The 17,458-nt window shown below is 30.6% G+C and carries 16 protein-coding genes; 7 read left to right on the forward strand and 9 right to left on the reverse strand.

What is annotated here, in order from left to right:
• The first annotated feature begins 186 nt into the window (after window positions 1–186).
• Window positions 187–2,970 carry an outer membrane beta-barrel protein gene (locus K8Z87_RS05490; RefSeq protein WP_227476486.1) on the forward strand — a complete coding sequence of 928 codons (2,784 nt, stop codon included), beginning with the start codon at window positions 187–189 and terminating at the stop codon, window positions 2,968–2,970.
• An 84-nt stretch (window positions 2,971–3,054) separates the two neighbouring features.
• On the opposite strand, the gene K8Z87_RS05495 is transcribed toward K8Z87_RS05490, so the two are convergent.
• The 5 genes from K8Z87_RS05495 to K8Z87_RS05515 are packed head-to-tail and all read right to left on the reverse strand — an operon-like array spanning window position 3,055 to window position 6,229.
• Window positions 3,055–3,873: a TPM domain-containing protein gene (locus K8Z87_RS05495; RefSeq protein ID WP_227476487.1), complete on the reverse strand. Its 819-nt coding sequence runs from the start codon at window positions 3,871–3,873 to the stop codon at window positions 3,055–3,057.
• Complete coding sequence (locus K8Z87_RS05500) at window positions 3,874–4,311, reverse strand: TPM domain-containing protein (protein WP_227476488.1); 438 nt, start codon at window positions 4,309–4,311, stop codon at window positions 3,874–3,876.
• A complete protein-coding gene (locus tag K8Z87_RS05505; RefSeq protein WP_227476489.1) occupies window positions 4,312–4,914 on the reverse strand; it encodes a LemA family protein in 603 nt (200 codons plus the stop codon). It lies immediately after the preceding gene.
• Between the two features lie 12 nt (window positions 4,915–4,926).
• Window positions 4,927–5,256 (reverse strand): MerR family transcriptional regulator, encoded by a 330-nt coding sequence (locus K8Z87_RS05510; protein WP_227476490.1) that lies wholly within the window; start codon window positions 5,254–5,256, stop codon window positions 4,927–4,929.
• A gap of 1 nt (window position 5,257) precedes the next feature.
• Window positions 5,258–6,229, reverse strand: a complete 972-nt coding sequence (locus K8Z87_RS05515; protein WP_227476491.1) for a M23 family metallopeptidase — start codon at window positions 6,227–6,229, stop codon at window positions 5,258–5,260.
• A gap of 231 nt (window positions 6,230–6,460) precedes the next feature.
• Here K8Z87_RS05515 and alaS point away from each other — a divergent pair, with 231 nt between their 5' ends.
• Window positions 6,461–9,070, forward strand: a complete 2,610-nt coding sequence (gene alaS / locus K8Z87_RS05520) for an alanine--tRNA ligase (protein WP_227476492.1) — start codon at window positions 6,461–6,463, stop codon at window positions 9,068–9,070.
• 33 nt (window positions 9,071–9,103) lie between these two features.
• Window positions 9,104–10,054, forward strand: a complete 951-nt coding sequence (locus K8Z87_RS05525; RefSeq protein ID WP_227476493.1) for a GSCFA domain-containing protein — start codon at window positions 9,104–9,106, stop codon at window positions 10,052–10,054.
• A 185-nt stretch (window positions 10,055–10,239) separates the two neighbouring features.
• On the opposite strand, the gene coaD is transcribed toward K8Z87_RS05525, so the two are convergent.
• Window positions 10,240–10,695: a pantetheine-phosphate adenylyltransferase gene (coaD, locus tag K8Z87_RS05530; protein ID WP_227476494.1), complete on the reverse strand. Its 456-nt coding sequence runs from the start codon at window positions 10,693–10,695 to the stop codon at window positions 10,240–10,242.
• Window positions 10,696–10,830: 135 nt separating this feature from the next.
• Window positions 10,831–11,805 carry a D-alanine--D-alanine ligase gene (locus tag K8Z87_RS05535; protein WP_227476495.1) on the reverse strand — a complete coding sequence of 325 codons (975 nt, stop codon included), beginning with the start codon at window positions 11,803–11,805 and terminating at the stop codon, window positions 10,831–10,833.
• A gap of 155 nt (window positions 11,806–11,960) precedes the next feature.
• Here K8Z87_RS05535 and K8Z87_RS05540 point away from each other — a divergent pair, with 155 nt between their 5' ends.
• The 3 genes from K8Z87_RS05540 (at window position 11,961) to yaaA (ending at window position 14,440) form a co-directional block, all read left to right on the forward strand.
• The gene (locus K8Z87_RS05540; RefSeq protein ID WP_227476496.1) at window positions 11,961–12,521 is read left to right on the forward strand and encodes a PASTA domain-containing protein; all 561 of its coding nucleotides are present in this window, start codon (window positions 11,961–11,963) and stop codon (window positions 12,519–12,521) included.
• A 3-nt stretch (window positions 12,522–12,524) separates the two neighbouring features.
• The gene (locus K8Z87_RS05545; RefSeq protein ID WP_227476497.1) at window positions 12,525–13,559 is read left to right on the forward strand and encodes an RluA family pseudouridine synthase; all 1,035 of its coding nucleotides are present in this window, start codon (window positions 12,525–12,527) and stop codon (window positions 13,557–13,559) included.
• Between the two features lie 122 nt (window positions 13,560–13,681).
• Window positions 13,682–14,440, forward strand: coding sequence for a peroxide stress protein YaaA (yaaA, locus tag K8Z87_RS05550; protein ID WP_227476498.1), 759 nt, complete (start codon window positions 13,682–13,684; stop codon window positions 14,438–14,440).
• Between the two features lie 62 nt (window positions 14,441–14,502).
• On the opposite strand, the gene K8Z87_RS05555 is transcribed toward yaaA, so the two are convergent.
• Complete coding sequence (locus K8Z87_RS05555; protein WP_227476499.1) at window positions 14,503–15,390, reverse strand: pepsin/retropepsin-like aspartic protease family protein; 888 nt, start codon at window positions 15,388–15,390, stop codon at window positions 14,503–14,505.
• An 80-nt stretch (window positions 15,391–15,470) separates the two neighbouring features.
• Entirely contained in the window at window positions 15,471–16,598 is a 1,128-nt protein-coding gene (locus K8Z87_RS05560) for a helix-turn-helix domain-containing protein (protein ID WP_227476500.1), read from the reverse strand.
• Between the two features lie 186 nt (window positions 16,599–16,784).
• Here K8Z87_RS05560 and K8Z87_RS05565 point away from each other — a divergent pair, with 186 nt between their 5' ends.
• Entirely contained in the window at window positions 16,785–17,417 is a 633-nt protein-coding gene (locus K8Z87_RS05565) for a tetratricopeptide repeat protein (RefSeq protein ID WP_227476501.1), read from the forward strand.
• Window positions 17,418–17,458 lie beyond the last annotated feature (41 nt).

Below are 17,458 nucleotides of genomic sequence, written 5' to 3' on the forward strand. Positions count from 1 at the left end.
TAATACGAAATTTAACATTTACTAATGTTAATTATCATTTTTTTAAGAATTTTCATACGATTATTCATATACATTCGTTACCATAACAACAGTCAACAATTTTAATATTTCAAATTAACTAAAAATACAGTTGTATAACTATAAAAATAGTTATATGTTTGAATTATTAATCATCAATCAAAGATCATGAAGAAACTAATTTTAGTTTTTGCAGTATTATTTAGTCTTTTTTCAATTTCTCAACAAAAATCATTTAAAATTACTGGTAAGGTCGTAGCTGAAGATGCAAAAGAGCCTCTTGAATCTGCTACAATTTATTTAGAACGCCTAAAGGATAGTAGTTTAGTGACATATACCATTTCGGATAAAGATGGATTATTCTCTTTAGAGGACAGAACCTACGATGATATACTAAAAATGTACATTTCTTATGTAGGTTACGCTACGTTTACTAAAGATATAACTATAGATAAGGAAAATATAGATTTAGGCGATATTCAATTAAAAGTAGATAACAATGTATTGGATGAAGTTATTATTAAATCTAGAGCTCCGATAACCGTTAAAAAAGATACTTTAGAGTTTAATGTAAGTTCCTTTAAGACTAAGAAAGATGCAAATGTTGAAGATTTACTTAAAAAATTACCAGGTGTTGAGGTCGATGCAGAAGGAAATATAACAGTAAATGGAAAACCTGTGAATAAAATTTTAGTAAACGGAAAACCTTTTTTTGGGGATGATCCTACAATTACAACACGTAACTTAACGAAAGAAATTATAGACAAAGTTCAGGTTACTGATACTAAGACTAAAGCAGAAGCTTTTTCGGGTGAAGAAGGAGATGATCAAAATAAAACCATAAACTTAACCATAAAAGAAGAAAATAATAAAGGCGTTTTTGGGAGACTAGCAGCAGGTGCAGGAACCGATGATAGAAATGAGTTTGCTGGCATCCTAAATATATTTGATAATGATCGGCGGATTAGTATTCTAGCTGGTGGAAATAATATCAACTCACCAAGTTTTAGTTTTGGTGAGATAGAACGTATGCTAGGAAATATATCTTCAGTAAGTGTTAGTAGTACAGGTGCTTTTTCTATTAATGGACGCTCTTTTGGTGGTGGCGGTCAAGGTATAGTAACTTCTCGTAATGGAGGTGTCAATTATGCTGATGAAATAACAAAAGGATTTGATGTTTCTGCAGATTATTTTTATTCAGATAGTTCTTCCGAAAATGATACACGTTCTGAAAGTGAAAACATTTTACCAGACCGTCGTTTTTTTACGAATTCAGAGTCTAGAGATGTTTCAGATAATAGAAATCACCGTTTTAATACAGAGTTCGATATAAAAATAGATTCTACGTTTCTTATTAATATAAGGCCTTCATTTACCTTTGGGGATACAGAACGCTTTAATAATGCTTCTAATCAATCTTTTGATGAAAATAATGTGTTGACCAATCAGTCTACTTCCAGTTCAATTTCTGAAGGAGAAGTTAGAAATTTCAGTAATAGAGTAGATGCTACAAAGCGTTTTGGTAGTAATGGAAGTTTTATAAAGTTTGGCTTAACTACCACATTTAATAATAACGAAGGTGAAAACTTTCAACGTTCAGAAGCTTTGTTTGAAGATCTTAACGTACCAGATGTAATAAGAGATCAATTTATCAACAATGATGGAGAGTCTACTATTATTAGTGCAAATGCTACATATAGAATACCCATTATAGCTAAAGAATTATTTATAGATACTAAATTAAGTTACAGAAGTAGTAAAGATAATAGCTTAAATTCTAATTTCGATTTTAATGATGTAACACAAGAATACGATTTGTTTAATTCGCAGTTGAGTTCAGATTTTGAGTATATTAATAATCGTTTTACTCCGAGTGTAGATGTTACTTACAGAAAAGAAAAATGGTCAATTAGTGGCGAAGTAGGTTATGTGTTTAGAACCATAGAGAATGAAGATGCTTTGCGACCAGAGTTGAGTGATAAAAGAGACTTTGAAGCGGTAGAGTTAAGTAGTAATTTTAATTATAGATTTAGTAATAAAGCTTCCATATATTCAGGATACTCATTGAGTAATAGTCCGCCAGATTTAAGACAACTCCAAGCTTTTGAAGATGTTTCAAACCCATTAAATATTATTACAGGTAACCCAGATTTAGAACCAACAAACACGCATAGTTTATATGCCGGTTATAACAAGTTCGATTTTCAGAAAGGCACAGGTTTTTTTGGTAATTTAAATGTATCGGTAGTACAAAATCAAATCATTACACGTACACTAGTAGATGATAACTTTGCACGTCGTACCACTTACGATAATGTTAATGGTAATTTTAGAATTTCTGGTAGTGGTAGATTTAATAAAACAGTTAAAATAGATTCTGTAAGGACATTAAAATTAAATTTAGGTTTATCAGCTGGAGTTAACAGAAGAATAAATTTTAATGATGATGTAAAATATGCATCAACAAATACAACTCTAGGGCCAAGTTTAGGAGTAACATTTACATGGAAAGACATTTTAGAGCTTAGACCAAATTATAGATTATCATTTACATCGACTGATTTTGATATTAATAATTTTGAAGATCAAGAATTTACAACTCATAATTTAAGATTACGTACTACAACGTATTTGCCTAAAAAGTTTGAATGGAGGAATGATCTCAATTACAATTTTAATCCTAATGTTGCAGACGGATTTCAAAGGTCTTCTTGGTTTTGGAATTCTACAGTTGCATATTCCTTCTTAAGAGATAAAGCCACATTGACGCTTAAGGTTTACGATTTGCTAAACCAAAATACGAATGCACGTCGTGTCTCTAATGCTAACTTTATACAAGATACTCAGAGTACAGTATTAGAACAGTATTTTTTGTTGAGTTTTAGTTGGAAATTTAATAGCCTAGGGAGTAAAGGAGAAACAAGATCAAATAATTTTATAATATTTGATTAGACTCAAAAAGGTACTTAATTTAAAAACGATTAAAAATAAAAACACAATCTACATTTAGGTTGTTGTTTTAGCTTATAGGTTTTATTACCAACTACCAGAAGCGCCACCACCACCAAAGCTGCCGCCTCCGAAACCACCACTAAAACCACCGCCAGAACTACTTCCTCCTCCAAATCCTCCAAAACCGCCAGAAGAAGAACCTCTAGAGTAACTACCACGTCCCATATTGCTTAAAATAATAGCTTCAAGTATACTTGTAGCATCTCTATGATTGCCTCTATGACCACCTCCACCATTTTTATGGTTAGAGATAATAATGATAATGATAATAAAAAAAACAAATAAGATAATGAATACTCCTAAAGGGAAATCATCACCAGAAGATTTTGGTGTGCCTTGATACTCTCCATTTAAAATTTTAAAAATAACATCAGTGCCTTTGTCTAGTCCTGAATAAAAGTTTCCTTTTTTAAATTCTGGTAGTATAATTCTATTAATAATACGCTCTGCGTCAATATCGGTAAGTATATATTCAATACCATAACCAGTGTTTATGTCAATTTGCCTATCGTCTTTAGCTAGTAATATTAATATTCCATTATCCTTGTTAGCTTGTCCAATACCCCATTTCTGTCCCCATTCTGCACCTACTAAAGAAATATCATCATCATTAGTAGAACTAATAATAGCAATTACAATTTGTGTAGAAGTGGTATCTGCATAACGAATTAATTTTTGTTCGAGATTGTTTTTTTGAAAATCAGATAATAGATTTATTTCGTCATATAAACTTGTTTCTTTATCAGGTTTAGTCGGAATTTTATATTGGGCATTCGCGACAAAGAAGAAACTTGTCAGAATACTAAAGCAAATGATAATACCTATATGTTTTAGTTGAATCATTTAGTTGGTAGAGATTGTATTATCCAATTCGTTAGTATCTCCATGTATCCAAGGGAAATGTTCAGTCAATTCTTCTCCTGCTTTTTTAATTCCTTTAATTAAGCCTTTTGCAAATTCACCTTGTTTAAATTCTGAAGCAATAACGTCTCTAGTTGTATTCCAAAAATCTATAGGAACGACATCATTAATTCCTTTATCACCATAAATTACAAACTCTTTTTTATCTACAGCAACATAAATTAACACACCATTTTGAAGCTTAGTATTATCCATTTTTAAATAATGAAAAACTTCCATCACATGTTCATAGACATCATTACTACAATTGTGTTCTATATGTACTCGTATTTCACCAGAAGTGTTTAGTTCGGCAATACGGATGGCTTCAATAATGTCTTGTTCTTCAGATGCTGTTAAAAAATCCTCAATGCTAGGCATTTAATTATCAGATTTATAGTCGTTAACATCAACACCTTTTTCAGCACCATCATCAGCATTAAATCGCTCTTTTTTCTCAAAACCAAATATCATAGCATATATATTGCCAGGAAATTGTCTAACTAAATTGTTGTATGGGGTTATTTTTTCATTAAAACGATCGCGCTCTACTTTTATTCTTTTCTCAACACGATCTAAAGAATTCATTAATTCTTTATAATTTTCATTAGCTTTTAAATCAGGATATCTTTCAAAAACAGCAAGTAAACGAGATAAAGCAGATGTCATTCCGCTCTGAACTTTTTTAAACTGCTCAAGTTGTTGTGGAGTAATATTTGAAGGATCTATTTGAATACTGGTAGCTTTAGACCTAGCGTCAGTAACAATTTTAAAAGTTTCTTGTTCATATTCTGCATAACGTTCAGCTACTTTCATTAAATTAGGAATTAAATCACTTCGTAATTGGTATGCACTTTCTACTTTTGCCCATTGCTCTCCAATATTTTCTTCTTTTTCTATAACATTATTATAAAACCCAGAGCTTTTAGTATATAGTAATAGTGCAATTATAATTATTATAATTAATGGTAGCCATTTTTTCATAATTGATATGTTTTAAAGTTGTGTTTTTATTTTTTGAAGTTGATTCTTTATGCTTTCAAGTTTAGTAATAATTTCAAAATTACTAAGTGTTTGTTTTTTTTCTTCTTTAAGATGTGTTTTGGCACCTTCTAGTGTAAATCCACGTTCTTTCACCAAATGGTAAATCAACTTTAAGTTTTTAATATCTTCAGGTGTAAATTTACGATTGCCTTTGGCATTTTTTTTTGGTTTAAGGACATCAAACTCTTTTTCCCAAAATCGAATTAAAGAAGCATTAACTTTAAAAGCTTTGGCAACTTCTCCAATGCCATAATATCGTTTTTCAGGTAAGTTTATATGCATATTAATCTAAAGATTGATTTTCTAATGATGCTTTTTGTAATAAATCGTTAAACTCTTCAGCAGATAAATTACCGTAATAAAAATTAATAGGGTTGATACGGTTACCGTCTTTTATAATTTCGTAATGTAAATGTGGCGCTTCTGAGCGACCTGTGCTTCCAACAAAGCCTATTAAATCTCCACGTTTTACACGTTGATTAACACGTACATTATATTTATATAAATGAGCGTATAATGACACATAACCATAACCATGGTCAATGCGGATGTGCTTTCCAAAACCTGAGGCTTTACTATCAGCTCGCTTTACAATACCATCTCCACTAGCATAAATTGGAGTGCCTCTTGGAGCCGTAAAATCCATACCGTAATGAAATTTTCTAACTTTAGTAAATGGATCTGTTCTATAACCATAACCAGAAGCTACGCGTGTTAAATTCTCATTGTTAACAGGCTGTATGGCAGGTATAGCTACTAAAAATTTCTCTTTATCTTTTGCTAATATTTTTATCTCGTCTAAAGACTTAGATTGTACAACAATGGCTTTCTCTAAAATATCTAAACGTTTATTACTTTCACTAATAAGTTGTGAGTTATCAAAACCTTCAAATTTTTTATAACGGTTAACACCGCCAAAACCAGCACGTCTTTGTTCTTCGGGTATAGGATTGGCTTCAAAATACAATCTGTAAATAGCATTATCTCGTTCTTCAACATTACCTAAGGCTGCAATGGCATCATCCATACGTTTGTTCAATAAATCGTATTGCAATTGCATGTTTTGTAATTCTCTTGCAAGTTGCAATTCTTTAGGAGATTGAAAAAACTGACTAGCAATTAAAACAAAGAAAAAACCAAAAAGCGCAGAAGCTAAAATAAAAACAGTGGCATATTTAAGAGTCGTTCTTTTTTTACGCTCTACCTTTCGGTAGGAAAGCGTTTCAGCATCATAATAATATTTTACCTTAGCCATGTCGCAATTTATACTATTTTTGCAGTGATTAAGGCACTATAAGTGTCTTAATTTTATTAACAAAACAATCAAACCTACAAAAATATTTTCATTACAAATTTAAGAAACTAATGGAATATATTTGTAGAAGCTTTTTTTAGACCTTAAGATTAAATAAAAAGGATCTGATAAAAATTAAAAATTGTTAGCCAATTAATACAAATTAATAAAAATTAGCTCTAATATATCAACATGAAGTCTCAAGATATTCGCACTAAATTTTTAAACTTTTTTGAGAGTAAAAAACATAGTATTGTTCCATCTGCACCAATGGTTTTAAAAGATGATCCAACATTAATGTTTGTGAATTCGGGGATGGCTCCTTTTAAAGAATATTTTTTAGGCAATGCCCAACCTAAGAACAATAGAATTTCAGATTCTCAAAAGTGTTTACGTGTTTCTGGTAAGCATAACGATTTAGAAGAAGTGGGTTATGATACCTATCATCATACTCTATTTGAGATGTTAGGCAATTGGAGCTTTGGAGATTACTTTAAAAAAGAAGCTATTGCTTGGGCATGGGAGCTTCTTACTGAAGTTTATGGTATAGACAAAAATATATTATACGTTACCGTCTTTGAAGGAGATAAAGCCGATGGTACACCTATGGATAATGAAGCATACGATTTATGGAAAAATATAATTCCTGAAGATCGTATTCTTATGGGAAATAAGAAAGATAACTTTTGGGAAATGGGAGAGCAAGGACCTTGTGGCCCTTGTAGTGAAATTCATGTAGATATACGTTCTGAAGAAGAAAAATCTAAAGTTGATGGTAAAACTTTAGTCAATATGGATCATCCACATGTGGTTGAAATCTGGAATCTTGTATTTATGCAATACAATCGTAAAGCTGATGGTTCATTAGAAAACTTACCGAATAAGCATATTGATACTGGTATGGGTTTTGAACGCCTTTGTATGGTTTTACAAGGAGTACAATCTAATTACGATACAGATGTATTTACACCACTAATTAGAGAAATTGAGACGATTACCAAAATGAAATATGGTAAGCTTGAAAATATAGACATAGCTGTCCGAGTTATATCAGATCATGTTAGAGCTGTTGCATTTTCTATAGCAGATGGTCAATTGCCGAGTAATACAGGTGCAGGTTATGTAATACGTCGTATTTTACGACGAGCAGTGCGTTATGGTTTTACATTTTTGGGTAAGAAAGAACCATTTATTTACCGATTGGTAGATGTATTAACCAAAACTATGGGTAAGGCGTTTCCAGAATTGAAAATTCAGAAACAGTTGATTGAAAATGTTATAAGAGAAGAGGAAACCTCTTTTTTAAGAACTTTAGATCAAGGTTTATTGCTACTCGATGGTGTTATCTCATCTACAAAAGGTAAAGAAGTATCTGGTAAGCGCGCTTTTGAATTGTATGATACTTATGGTTTTCCAAAGGATTTAACCGCACTTATTTTAAATGAAAAAGGGTTTACTTATAATGAACAAGAGTTTGAAGCTGAGTTAAAAAAACAAAAAGAACGCTCACGTTCTGCAAGTGAAACATCTACTGAAGACTGGACGGTTTTATTAGAAGATTGTGAGGAAGAATTCGTGGGTTATGATACACTTGAAGCTGAGGTTAAATTAACACGATACCGAAAAGTTACCTCTAAAAAAGATGGAGAAATGTATCAAATGGTATTTAATTTAACTCCATTTTATGCCGAAGGAGGCGGACAAGTTGGCGATAAAGGATATCTGGAAGTGCCAAATGGAGATGTGGTTTATATCATAGATACAAAGAAGGAGAGTAATGTAATTATACATTTCTCTAAAAACCTGCCAAAACATATTAATGAAACCTTTAAAGCAGTTGTAGATGCTAAACAGCGTTTTAGAACAGAGTGTAACCATACAGCAACACATTTATTGCATCAAGCTTTGCGTGAAGTTTTAGGAACACACGTAGAGCAAAAAGGATCGGCAGTACATTCTAAATATTTACGTTTCGATTTTTCACATTTCTCTAAAGTCACAGTAGATCAATTACGCCAAATAGAAGATTTTGTCAATAGGAGAATAGATGGAAAATTACCGTTAGAAGAACGCAGAAATGTGCCAGTAGCAGATGCAATGAAACAAGGAGCTATGGCATTATTTGGTGAAAAATATGGAGATGCTGTGCGTACCATTAGATTTGGACAATCTATTGAATTATGCGGTGGAACACATGTAAATAATACAGGAGATATTTGGCATTTTAAAATTAGATCAGAAAGTGCTGTGGCATCTGGGATTCGACGAATCGAAGCTATTACAAGTGACGCAGTTAAAGATTTTTATTTTGAAAATAATAGATCGTATTATGAGATGAAAGACCTCTTAAATAATGCAAAACACCCTGTAAAAGCGCTACAGAGTTTACAAGAAGAGAATACAAATCTTAGAAAGCAAATAGAAACATTACTTAAAGATAAAGCTAAAAATCTAAAAAATGAATTAATTAATGAGTTAGAAGACATTAATGGAGTTCAGTTTTTGGCTAAGAAAGTAGACTTAGATCCATCAGGAATTAAAGATGTAGCCTTTGGAATGGGAGAAAAGCATAAAAATTTATTCTTAATATTTGGCACTGCTACCGAAGGAAAAGCCTTATTAACTTGCTATATCTCTAAAGAATTGGTTACTGAACGCGGATTAAATGCTGGGCAAGTGGTTAGAGACTTAGGAAAGTTCATTCAAGGTGGTGGAGGTGGACAACCATTCTTTGCAACAGCTGGCGGTAAAAACCCAGCAGGAATTACAGAAGCTTTAAGTGCAGCTAAAAATTATATATAAGGTTACCTTCTATACGATATTGTCTAATCTATTATGGAACTACAAACCAAAATATCACTACAAAAACAATCTCACCATCAGGTAGATTACAATTCTAAAGTGTTGTTATTAGGGTCTTGTTTTTCTGAAAATATAGGAGAGAAGTTTAATTATTATAAGTTTCAGGCAATTATTAACCCTTTTGGTATTTTATTTCACCCATTAGCTATAGAAAATTTAATTACTAGAGCTATTAATGAAGACTATTATAGTGAAGATGAAATAAAAACAAATAAAGACACTTTCTTTTCTTTTGATGCACATTCAAAATTAAATACGGTAGAAGCAAAATCATTAGTTTTTAATTTAAATACCACATTAAGTGATACTTTGATTCAAATAAAAGAAGTATCACATATTATTATTACTCTAGGAACAAGTTGGACGTATCGTTTTATTGAAACCGATAAAATTGTTGCCAATTGCCATAAAATACCACAGAAGCAATTTTTAAAAGAATTATTATCTGTTGAAGATATTACAGCTTCGCTTCAAGCAATAATCAGTTTAGTTAAGACTATAAACCCTAAAATAACATTTATTTTTACGGTATCTCCAGTACGCCATTTAAAAGATGGTTTTACAGAAAATACACGTAGTAAAGCACATTTAATTTCTGCAGTGCACAATGTTGTGTCGACGAGAGAACAATTGTTCTATTTTCCATCTTATGAGATTATGATGGACGAATTAAGGGATTATAGATTTTATAAAACCGATATGATTCATCCAAACACTACTGCTATAGATTATATATGGAATTGTTTTATTACAGTTTGGATTAATGATACCACTCAAAAAACAAGGGATATAATACAAACTATTCAAAAAGGGTTAATGCACAAACCTTTTAATGAAAATTCTACTCAGCATCAATTATTTTTAAAAGACCTAGAAATTAAGATTGAAAACCTTAAGGCTAACTTTCCGCATATATCATTTTAGAGAAGAAATTCTAGATTAATTTCACCTAAATTTAGGACACTTTATCTTTTTTTATTGCATATAACCGAATAAAATATACGGTTAAACGATTTAACAATATATTCGATATGCTATTAATCAATTTTTACAAAAGTGTTAGTTGTCTTCTTAAAAAGAGATAGCTAGCACTTTTTGTCTTTTTAGAATTATTTAATAAAAACACTACTCGGAACTAAGACAGAATAATCTCCACCATTTCTTATGACGTCGCGTACAATAGAAGACGATATGTAAGACGTGTTTGCAGCTGTTAAAAGAAAAACGGTTTCAATATTAGAGAGTTTTCTATTGGTATGAGCAATAGCCTTTTCAAACTCAAAGTCCGCAGGGTTGCGTAGTCCACGGAGTATAAATTCAGCATTAATCTCACGACAAAAATCAATGGTTAAACCTTTATAGGTTACCACCTTTACTTTTGGCTCATCTTTAAAAGCAGCTTCAATAAATTGTTTGCGTTGCTCTAACGAAAACATATATTTTTTTTCAGCATTAATGCCAATAGCAACAATAACTTCATCAAAGAGTTTAAGGCCACGTTGTATAATATCGTAGTGTCCTAAAGTAATGGGGTCAAAAGATCCTGGGAATAATGCACGTTTCATATGTGTTTCCTGCGTAGGCAGGAATCTTTTTTAATTCACTTTCAAATATAGAGGTTTTAAATAGAAAAAAGAAAACATTAAAAAACCTAAGATGCAATCTATGTTCTAGTTTCTATGAGCAAAGCGATCTAACTTCTAATTCAACGCTTCTTCAATAGCATTTACAAATAAAGCTTCTAAAGATATATCAGCAGCTTGTGCTTGTTGTGGTAGTATACTTTCTTTAGTTAATCCAGGTACAGTATTCACTTCTAATAAATAGGGTTCATCATTTTTAAAGATAAATTCACTTCGCGAAAAACCTGTCATTCCAAGAACTCGATATATCTTTTTAGCAATGGTTATCGTTTTTTGTTTATAATCTTCAGAAATACGGGCAGGTGTAATTTCTTGAGATTTTCCTTCATATTTTGCTTGGTAATCAAAAAAATCGTTCTCAGAAACAATCTCGGTGATTGGTAATACTTTTACTTCACCTTTATAGGAAATAACTCCAACTGAAACTTCAACTCCATCTAAAAATTGCTCAATAATAATTTCATTATCTTCTTTAAATGAATTTTCAATAGCAGCGTTGAGATCTTCTTTTTTATAAACTTTAGAAATGCCAAAACTACTGCCTGCCTTATTGGCTTTTACAAAACACGGCAAGCCTACTTTTGCAATAATAGCATTTTCATTAACAACATCTCCATAGTTAAGATAATAGCTTTCAGCGGTTTTAATACCAAAAGGTTTTAGAGTAGCTAAAAGATCTCGTTTGTTAAATGTAAGCGCAGCTTGATACATACTGCAACTGGTATGCGGAATACCTAACAATTCAAAATAACCTTGAATTAAACCATCTTCTCCTGGTGAGCCATGTATGGCATTAAATACGCAATCGAATATGATTTTTTTTGTGTCAACTATAACAGAGAAATCATCTTTATTTATAACATATTCATTTTTTGCTTCGTCAACATATACCCATTTATTTTTAAAGATATGAACGGAATACGGTATGTAAGATGTCTTTGCTAAAGTCTCGTAAACGACAGCACCACTTTTTAGTGAAATTTCATATTCACTAGAATAGCCACCCATTATAATTGCAATATGCTTTATCATTTTTAAACGAAATAGTTGTGATGTAAAAATATCATTTATTTTATTTTTTAATGCTATAATCAAATTACTAATTATATACGTATATACTAAAGCAAATAGATTGCGTTTTAATTACAGTGTTAAATTCATTAGTTTTGTCAACAATAATTTAGGGTATGAGTCTTATTAAATTCTTAACAAGTAAAGTCTTTTTTAAACAAATAGCATTAGCTGCTGTAGCCGTTGTTGTATTTTGCTTTTTAATACTTAAGTGGTTAGATGTAACCACAAATAATGGTGAGTTTATTACAGTGCCTGATTTAAAAGGTAAGTCTGTTGAAACCGTTAAAATAGAATTGGAAGACAACGATTTGGTAATGGAAATTCAAGATTCTGCAAATTACAATCCAAAGTACCCAAAGTATTCTGTGATAGAACAAGATCCTATTGCAGGAGCTCAAGTTAAAGAAGACCGTAAAATTTACTTAACATTAAACCCATCAGGTTATAGAAAAGTAGCTGTTCCAAATGTAGTAAAGCGTACGTTTAGACAAGCAAAACCAACATTAGAAGCATTAGGTTTTATGGTTGGAGATATTACTTATAAAGATGATATCGGTAAAGATATTGTTTTAGGTATTACTTATAAAGGGAAACCTATCGACTCTGGTGAAATGTTACCTCTAAAATCTAAAATTGATGTTGTTTTAGGAAATGGTAAACGCGTTTCAAATTAATTTATGGATACAATTCCAGAATTTCAGGATAATGAAGAGCTCTATGAGCATTATGCTTTTAAAGTAGAAAAAGGGCAACAAGCACTCCGTATCGATAAATATTTAATGAATTTTATAGAGAATGCAACCAGAAATAAAATTCAGGCTGCAGCAAAAAACGGTAGTATTTTTGTCAATGATGTTCCTGTAAAACAGAATTATAAAGTAAAGCCTAATGACGTTATTACTGTAAAATTTGAGCATCCTCCGCACGAGCATTTATTAGTTGGTGAAGATTTACCTTTAGATATCGTTTATGAAGATGATACTTTATTGGTAGTAAACAAACTAGCAGGTATTGTAGTGCATCCAGGACATGGTAATTATTCTGGCACTTTAATTAATGCATTAATTTTTCATTTCGAAAACTTACCAAAAAACTCAAGTGATCGACCAGGTTTAGTACACCGAATAGATAAAGATACTAGCGGGTTATTAGTGGTTGCAAAAACCGAACACGCTATGGTACATTTGTCTAAACAATTTAAAGATAAAACGAGTGAGCGTGAGTATGTAGCACTGGTTTGGGGAAATGTTAAAGATGAAAGCGGAACTGTAGAAGGCAATATAGGACGTCATCCAAAAAATAGATTACAAAATACTGTTTTTGAAGGTGAAGATGCCGAAAAAGGAAAACCAGCAGTAACGCATTACAAAGTGTTAGAACGTTTAGGATATGTTACACTAATAAGTTGTAAGCTCGAAACAGGACGTACACATCAAATCCGTGTACATATGAAACATATTGGACATACACTTTTTAATGACGAACGTTACGGAGGCGAAAAAATATTAAAAGGAACAACCTTTACCAAATACAAACAATTTGTAGATAATTGTTTTAAAATATTACCAAGACAAGCTTTACATGCTAAGACGTTAGGTTTTGAGCACCCAACTACTGGAAAGTTTATGCGTTTTACTACTGAGATTCCTGAAGATATACAATTGTGTATTGAAAAATGGAGACAATACGCAAAGCATCAAGAAAATGAATAGTTGTATAGTTAATTATTTTTATTATCTATTTTAATTATAAGGTCTTAGTTGTAAATTTGAACTTATAAAAAGAGATTTCTATCCTAACAGCTATTAGGATGGAAATGAAAAAGAAATTTTCAATGAAATTAGTATTATCTCCAGCAAAATCTTTAGATTTTGAATCGCAACTGCCAACAACTATAACATCAGAAGCCACATTCTTAAAAGATTCTGAGCGTATTAATAAATTATTAAAAAAGAAATCTGCAAAAGGTTTATCAAAACTGATGAGTATTTCTGATGCCTTAGGGCAGTTAAATTATGAACGCAATCAAGAATGGGCTTTACCATTTAGTAGTGATAATGCTAGGCAAGCAGCTTTTGCATTTAGTGGCGATGTTTATCGTGGATTAGATGCGTATACAATACCTAAAGATAAATTAGAGAAACTACAAGATTCTGTTCGGATTCTTTCAGGGTTGTATGGTTTGCTAAAACCATTAGATTTAATACAACCTTACCGTTTAGAAATGGGCACAAAATTTCCTGTAGGTGTGAAAAAGAATTTATATGAATTCTGGAAAACAAAATTAACAGCTCAGTTAAACGATGAGTTAGAAGATGGAGAATTGTTCTTAAACTTAGCAAGTAACGAGTACTTTAAAGCTATAGATAAAAAAGCATTAAAAGTGCCTGTAATTACTGCAAACTTTAAAGACTTTAAAAATGGCGAATATAAAATGATTTCGTTTTTTGCTAAATATGCAAGAGGTTTAATGGCGCGTTATGTTGTGGATATCAATGCCCAAACTATTGATGATATTAAAGGATTTAATATCGATAATTACGGATTTAGTGAAGAATTATCTTCAGAGAACGAATTGGTTTTTGTGAGATAAAAACATTAAAAATATAATAAAAAGTGAAGCCTATTTAATTTAAATAGGCTTCACTTTTTATGTTATCTGTGTTTTTTGATTTTATAATCACCGTTTATATTATCAATATAAATACTATAATCTTTAAAAAAGCCAATACCTAATCGCAATTGACTAGAATGCCTTATGTCTGTTAAAACATTTTTAAATTCAATATCTCCTAATAAAATAGATGGCACAGTTCCAATTTTTTCTTTCACCATTTGGTTACCACCTATAGTATAAATCTCTCTTTCATTGTCCGTAAAATTATATGTAGACAATATTTTTTCAGCAAGAGGATGATCTTTCGGAATGTTTAATCCTTTACTAGAAGAACCTAAGTCTATAACTGCTTTATACTTTTGTCCATTAATAGTAATGTATGTGTATGGAGAGCCTCCTTCTCTTTTTATTTTAATAGATCTATAAGTATCATCTACTAAGTGTTTGTTTGAAATCTCAATTTCTCTTTTAGGATAATTAATGAGCCAATTCGCTTTTTTTATAATAGGTTGTCCTACAATTCCACCAAAATTTGGAACCTTTTCTTTTAAATCGGCTAAATCTCTATTTAAAGCATAGGTATTTTTAAAATCTATATTACCAATTTTAATAGATGATACCACTTCACTACCAAAGAGCGCTTTTCTGTTAGATGCACCAATAACTTTACCAGTTTTACCAACTAGCTCTTTACGTTGAATAATACTGAGTTGCGCACCAGTATCAAATAAAAAATTTTTAGACACTCCATCCACTTTTACAGGAAGTACTATTATCGATTTTATAGATGTAAAATCAGTTTTGTAATGAAAAGTATTAGGAGATACACTACCTCTTTTTTGATCTTTAACTACGGAACAGTTTAATGTAAGTAACAAAAGTAATGCTGTTAATACAAGGTTTGATGTTTTAATTGATGTGTTCATTTAACTTATTTTATTAATTATAGGAACAAATAAAAGCATCAGTATTGATTTGAACGCCCCAATAGAAGAGTTGGTACCTTTTAAATGGGTTTTAATTGCTTTTTATATGCAGACGGAGAAAGCCCAGTAATTTTTTTAAATATTCTGTTAAAACTAGTTTTAGAATTAAAACCACAATCATAGGCTATTGCTAGCAAGGTATATGTTTCAGAAATATTATTATCTATCATTCTTTTTACTTCATTAACTCTATAACTATTAATGTAATCGTAAAAAGAAATATTCATATGTTGATTTAATAATAACGATAATTTTTTGTCCGAAGTAGAAAGTAACTCTGCTAAATAACGTAGTGTAAGATTCTCTGTTAAGTAAGGTTTCTCGTCACTCATTAGCTTTTTTAGCGCCACTTCTAAAGCGTTCATTTCACTTTTGTCATATTCAATTTGCTTTTTTTTAATTTCTGAGGTTTGACCTTTATTCAATTCTGTCAATAGAAAATTGGGTAATAGTACTTTAGTTTGAGATATGCCGTAATACCCTAAATAAGCAATTAAAAATACAATAGGTATAATTGTTAGATATCCAATATTCCAATCTAACTCACCTAAAAGTAACTCATAACTAGTTGTTATAATATCAATGCTAATAATAAGAATAGTGCCTTTTAAGAAATACTCAATCCATTTTAAATCCTTATTGTTTAAGTTAGAATAACTATGCTTAACTAAACGGCTAAATCTTTTAAGAATTTTTAAAGAATATAAAATATAGAATAAGGAATAGAGAATTGAGAAAGAAACGATAGGATCTAATATTTGTAGATATTTAAATGAATAACTTTTATTTACTAAGTCAATAAATCCAGGAATAGATATAACGCAAATGAATATAAAAGGGAAAATAAAATGAACTAAGTTTTCTTTAAAAATTAGTTTCGAATTTTTGGTTATAGCCTTAACATATAAAAAAAGTAAAGGACCTATTAACACTACAATAGAAGTTTCTAAAATATAAGTTGTTAAAATTAAAACAACAATTTTATTTAAATAGCTATAACTAAAAACAAACTCTAAAAAAATTAAAATAAAAATGCTCAATAATACTTTTTTAGCTTGACTTTTATTCTTTTGCTTAAGTAATACAAATAATATAATCGAGGTAATAATAATTCCTGTAGTTAAAGAAAAATCTAAAAATGTTTTCATGTATAATCTCGATTATGAGTATTCAAATTTAAAATTATAATCTATATTGTTATACTTTAATTTGTAATAAGTTTTTATCTTTCAGTCATCAATGTATTTTCAATGCTGTACTATCTAATTATTGCTCTAAAGCTATTTTGCTTATATCATATTTATAAAAATCGCAAACCTTATTTTTGGTTCTTTGTGATTTTTTTTATTCCTGTTTTTGGTGCTATTTTCTACATCATAACTCAGGTTTTAACGACAAGAGATGTCGATAAAATACAGAGTGAGATTACTACAATTATTAACCCGACTAAGAAAATTAAAGACTTAGAACGGAAAGTTGAATTTTCTAATACTTATGCCAATCAATTAGAGTTAGCAGATGCGTATTATGGGATCAACGATTTTAACAATGCCATTATAAATTATAACAAAACACTAGAAGATACTGTACAAGATTCTTACTATACGCGTCAACAATTGGTGTTATGTTATTTTAATATAAAAGATTATGAATCTGTTTTAACACAGGTTGAATACATTAAAAATAAATCAGAATTTAAAGGTTCTAAACAACAATTTTGTTATGGTTTGGCATTACGCGAAAAAGGAGATTTAGAAGCTGCAGAAGAACAATTAAAAGCAATAGATAGACCTTACTCTAATTACAACGAACGTTTAGAATTGGCAAAGTTTTACCTTGGAAATAATAGGAAAGAAGAAGCTCATGCTTTGTTAAAAGAAATCTATGAAGAATCTCAGCATATGACTAAACCTAACAGACGTTTATTTAAAACAACAATAATTGAGGTGGAGCGTTTGCTAAAATAGTATTAATCCTATAATAAGATTCCTGCCTACGCAGGAATAGA

The organism is Winogradskyella immobilis (assembly GCF_021887715.1).
Lineage (GTDB): Bacteria > Bacteroidota > Bacteroidia > Flavobacteriales > Flavobacteriaceae > Winogradskyella > Winogradskyella immobilis.

Excerpts from the sequence above, each read along its gene's own strand:
- K8Z87_RS05505 (WP_227476489.1), bottom strand. The coding sequence starts at position 4,914 with ATGAAAAAATGGCTACCATTAATTATAATAATTATAATTGCACTATTA.
- K8Z87_RS05500 (WP_227476488.1), bottom strand. The coding sequence starts at position 4,311 with ATGCCTAGCATTGAGGATTTTTTAACAGCATCTGAAGAACAAGACATT.
- K8Z87_RS05525 (WP_227476493.1), top strand. The coding sequence starts at position 9,104 with ATGGAACTACAAACCAAAATATCACTACAAAAACAATCTCACCATCAG.
- K8Z87_RS05560 (WP_227476500.1), bottom strand. The coding sequence starts at position 16,598 with ATGAAAACATTTTTAGATTTTTCTTTAACTACAGGAATTATTATTACC.
- K8Z87_RS05490 (WP_227476486.1), top strand. The coding sequence starts at position 187 with ATGAAGAAACTAATTTTAGTTTTTGCAGTATTATTTAGTCTTTTTTCA.
- alaS (WP_227476492.1), top strand. The coding sequence starts at position 6,461 with ATGAAGTCTCAAGATATTCGCACTAAATTTTTAAACTTTTTTGAGAGT.
- K8Z87_RS05515 (WP_227476491.1), bottom strand. The coding sequence starts at position 6,229 with ATGGCTAAGGTAAAATATTATTATGATGCTGAAACGCTTTCCTACCGA.
- K8Z87_RS05540 (WP_227476496.1), top strand. The coding sequence starts at position 11,961 with ATGAGTCTTATTAAATTCTTAACAAGTAAAGTCTTTTTTAAACAAATA.
- K8Z87_RS05555 (WP_227476499.1), bottom strand. The coding sequence starts at position 15,390 with ATGAACACATCAATTAAAACATCAAACCTTGTATTAACAGCATTACTT.
- coaD (WP_227476494.1), bottom strand. The coding sequence starts at position 10,695 with ATGAAACGTGCATTATTCCCAGGATCTTTTGACCCCATTACTTTAGGA.
- K8Z87_RS05495 (WP_227476487.1), bottom strand. The coding sequence starts at position 3,873 with ATGATTCAACTAAAACATATAGGTATTATCATTTGCTTTAGTATTCTG.
- K8Z87_RS05545 (WP_227476497.1), top strand. The coding sequence starts at position 12,525 with ATGGATACAATTCCAGAATTTCAGGATAATGAAGAGCTCTATGAGCAT.
- K8Z87_RS05510 (WP_227476490.1), bottom strand. The coding sequence starts at position 5,256 with ATGCATATAAACTTACCTGAAAAACGATATTATGGCATTGGAGAAGTT.
- K8Z87_RS05535 (WP_227476495.1), bottom strand. The coding sequence starts at position 11,805 with ATGATAAAGCATATTGCAATTATAATGGGTGGCTATTCTAGTGAATAT.
- yaaA (WP_227476498.1), top strand. The coding sequence starts at position 13,682 with ATGAAATTAGTATTATCTCCAGCAAAATCTTTAGATTTTGAATCGCAA.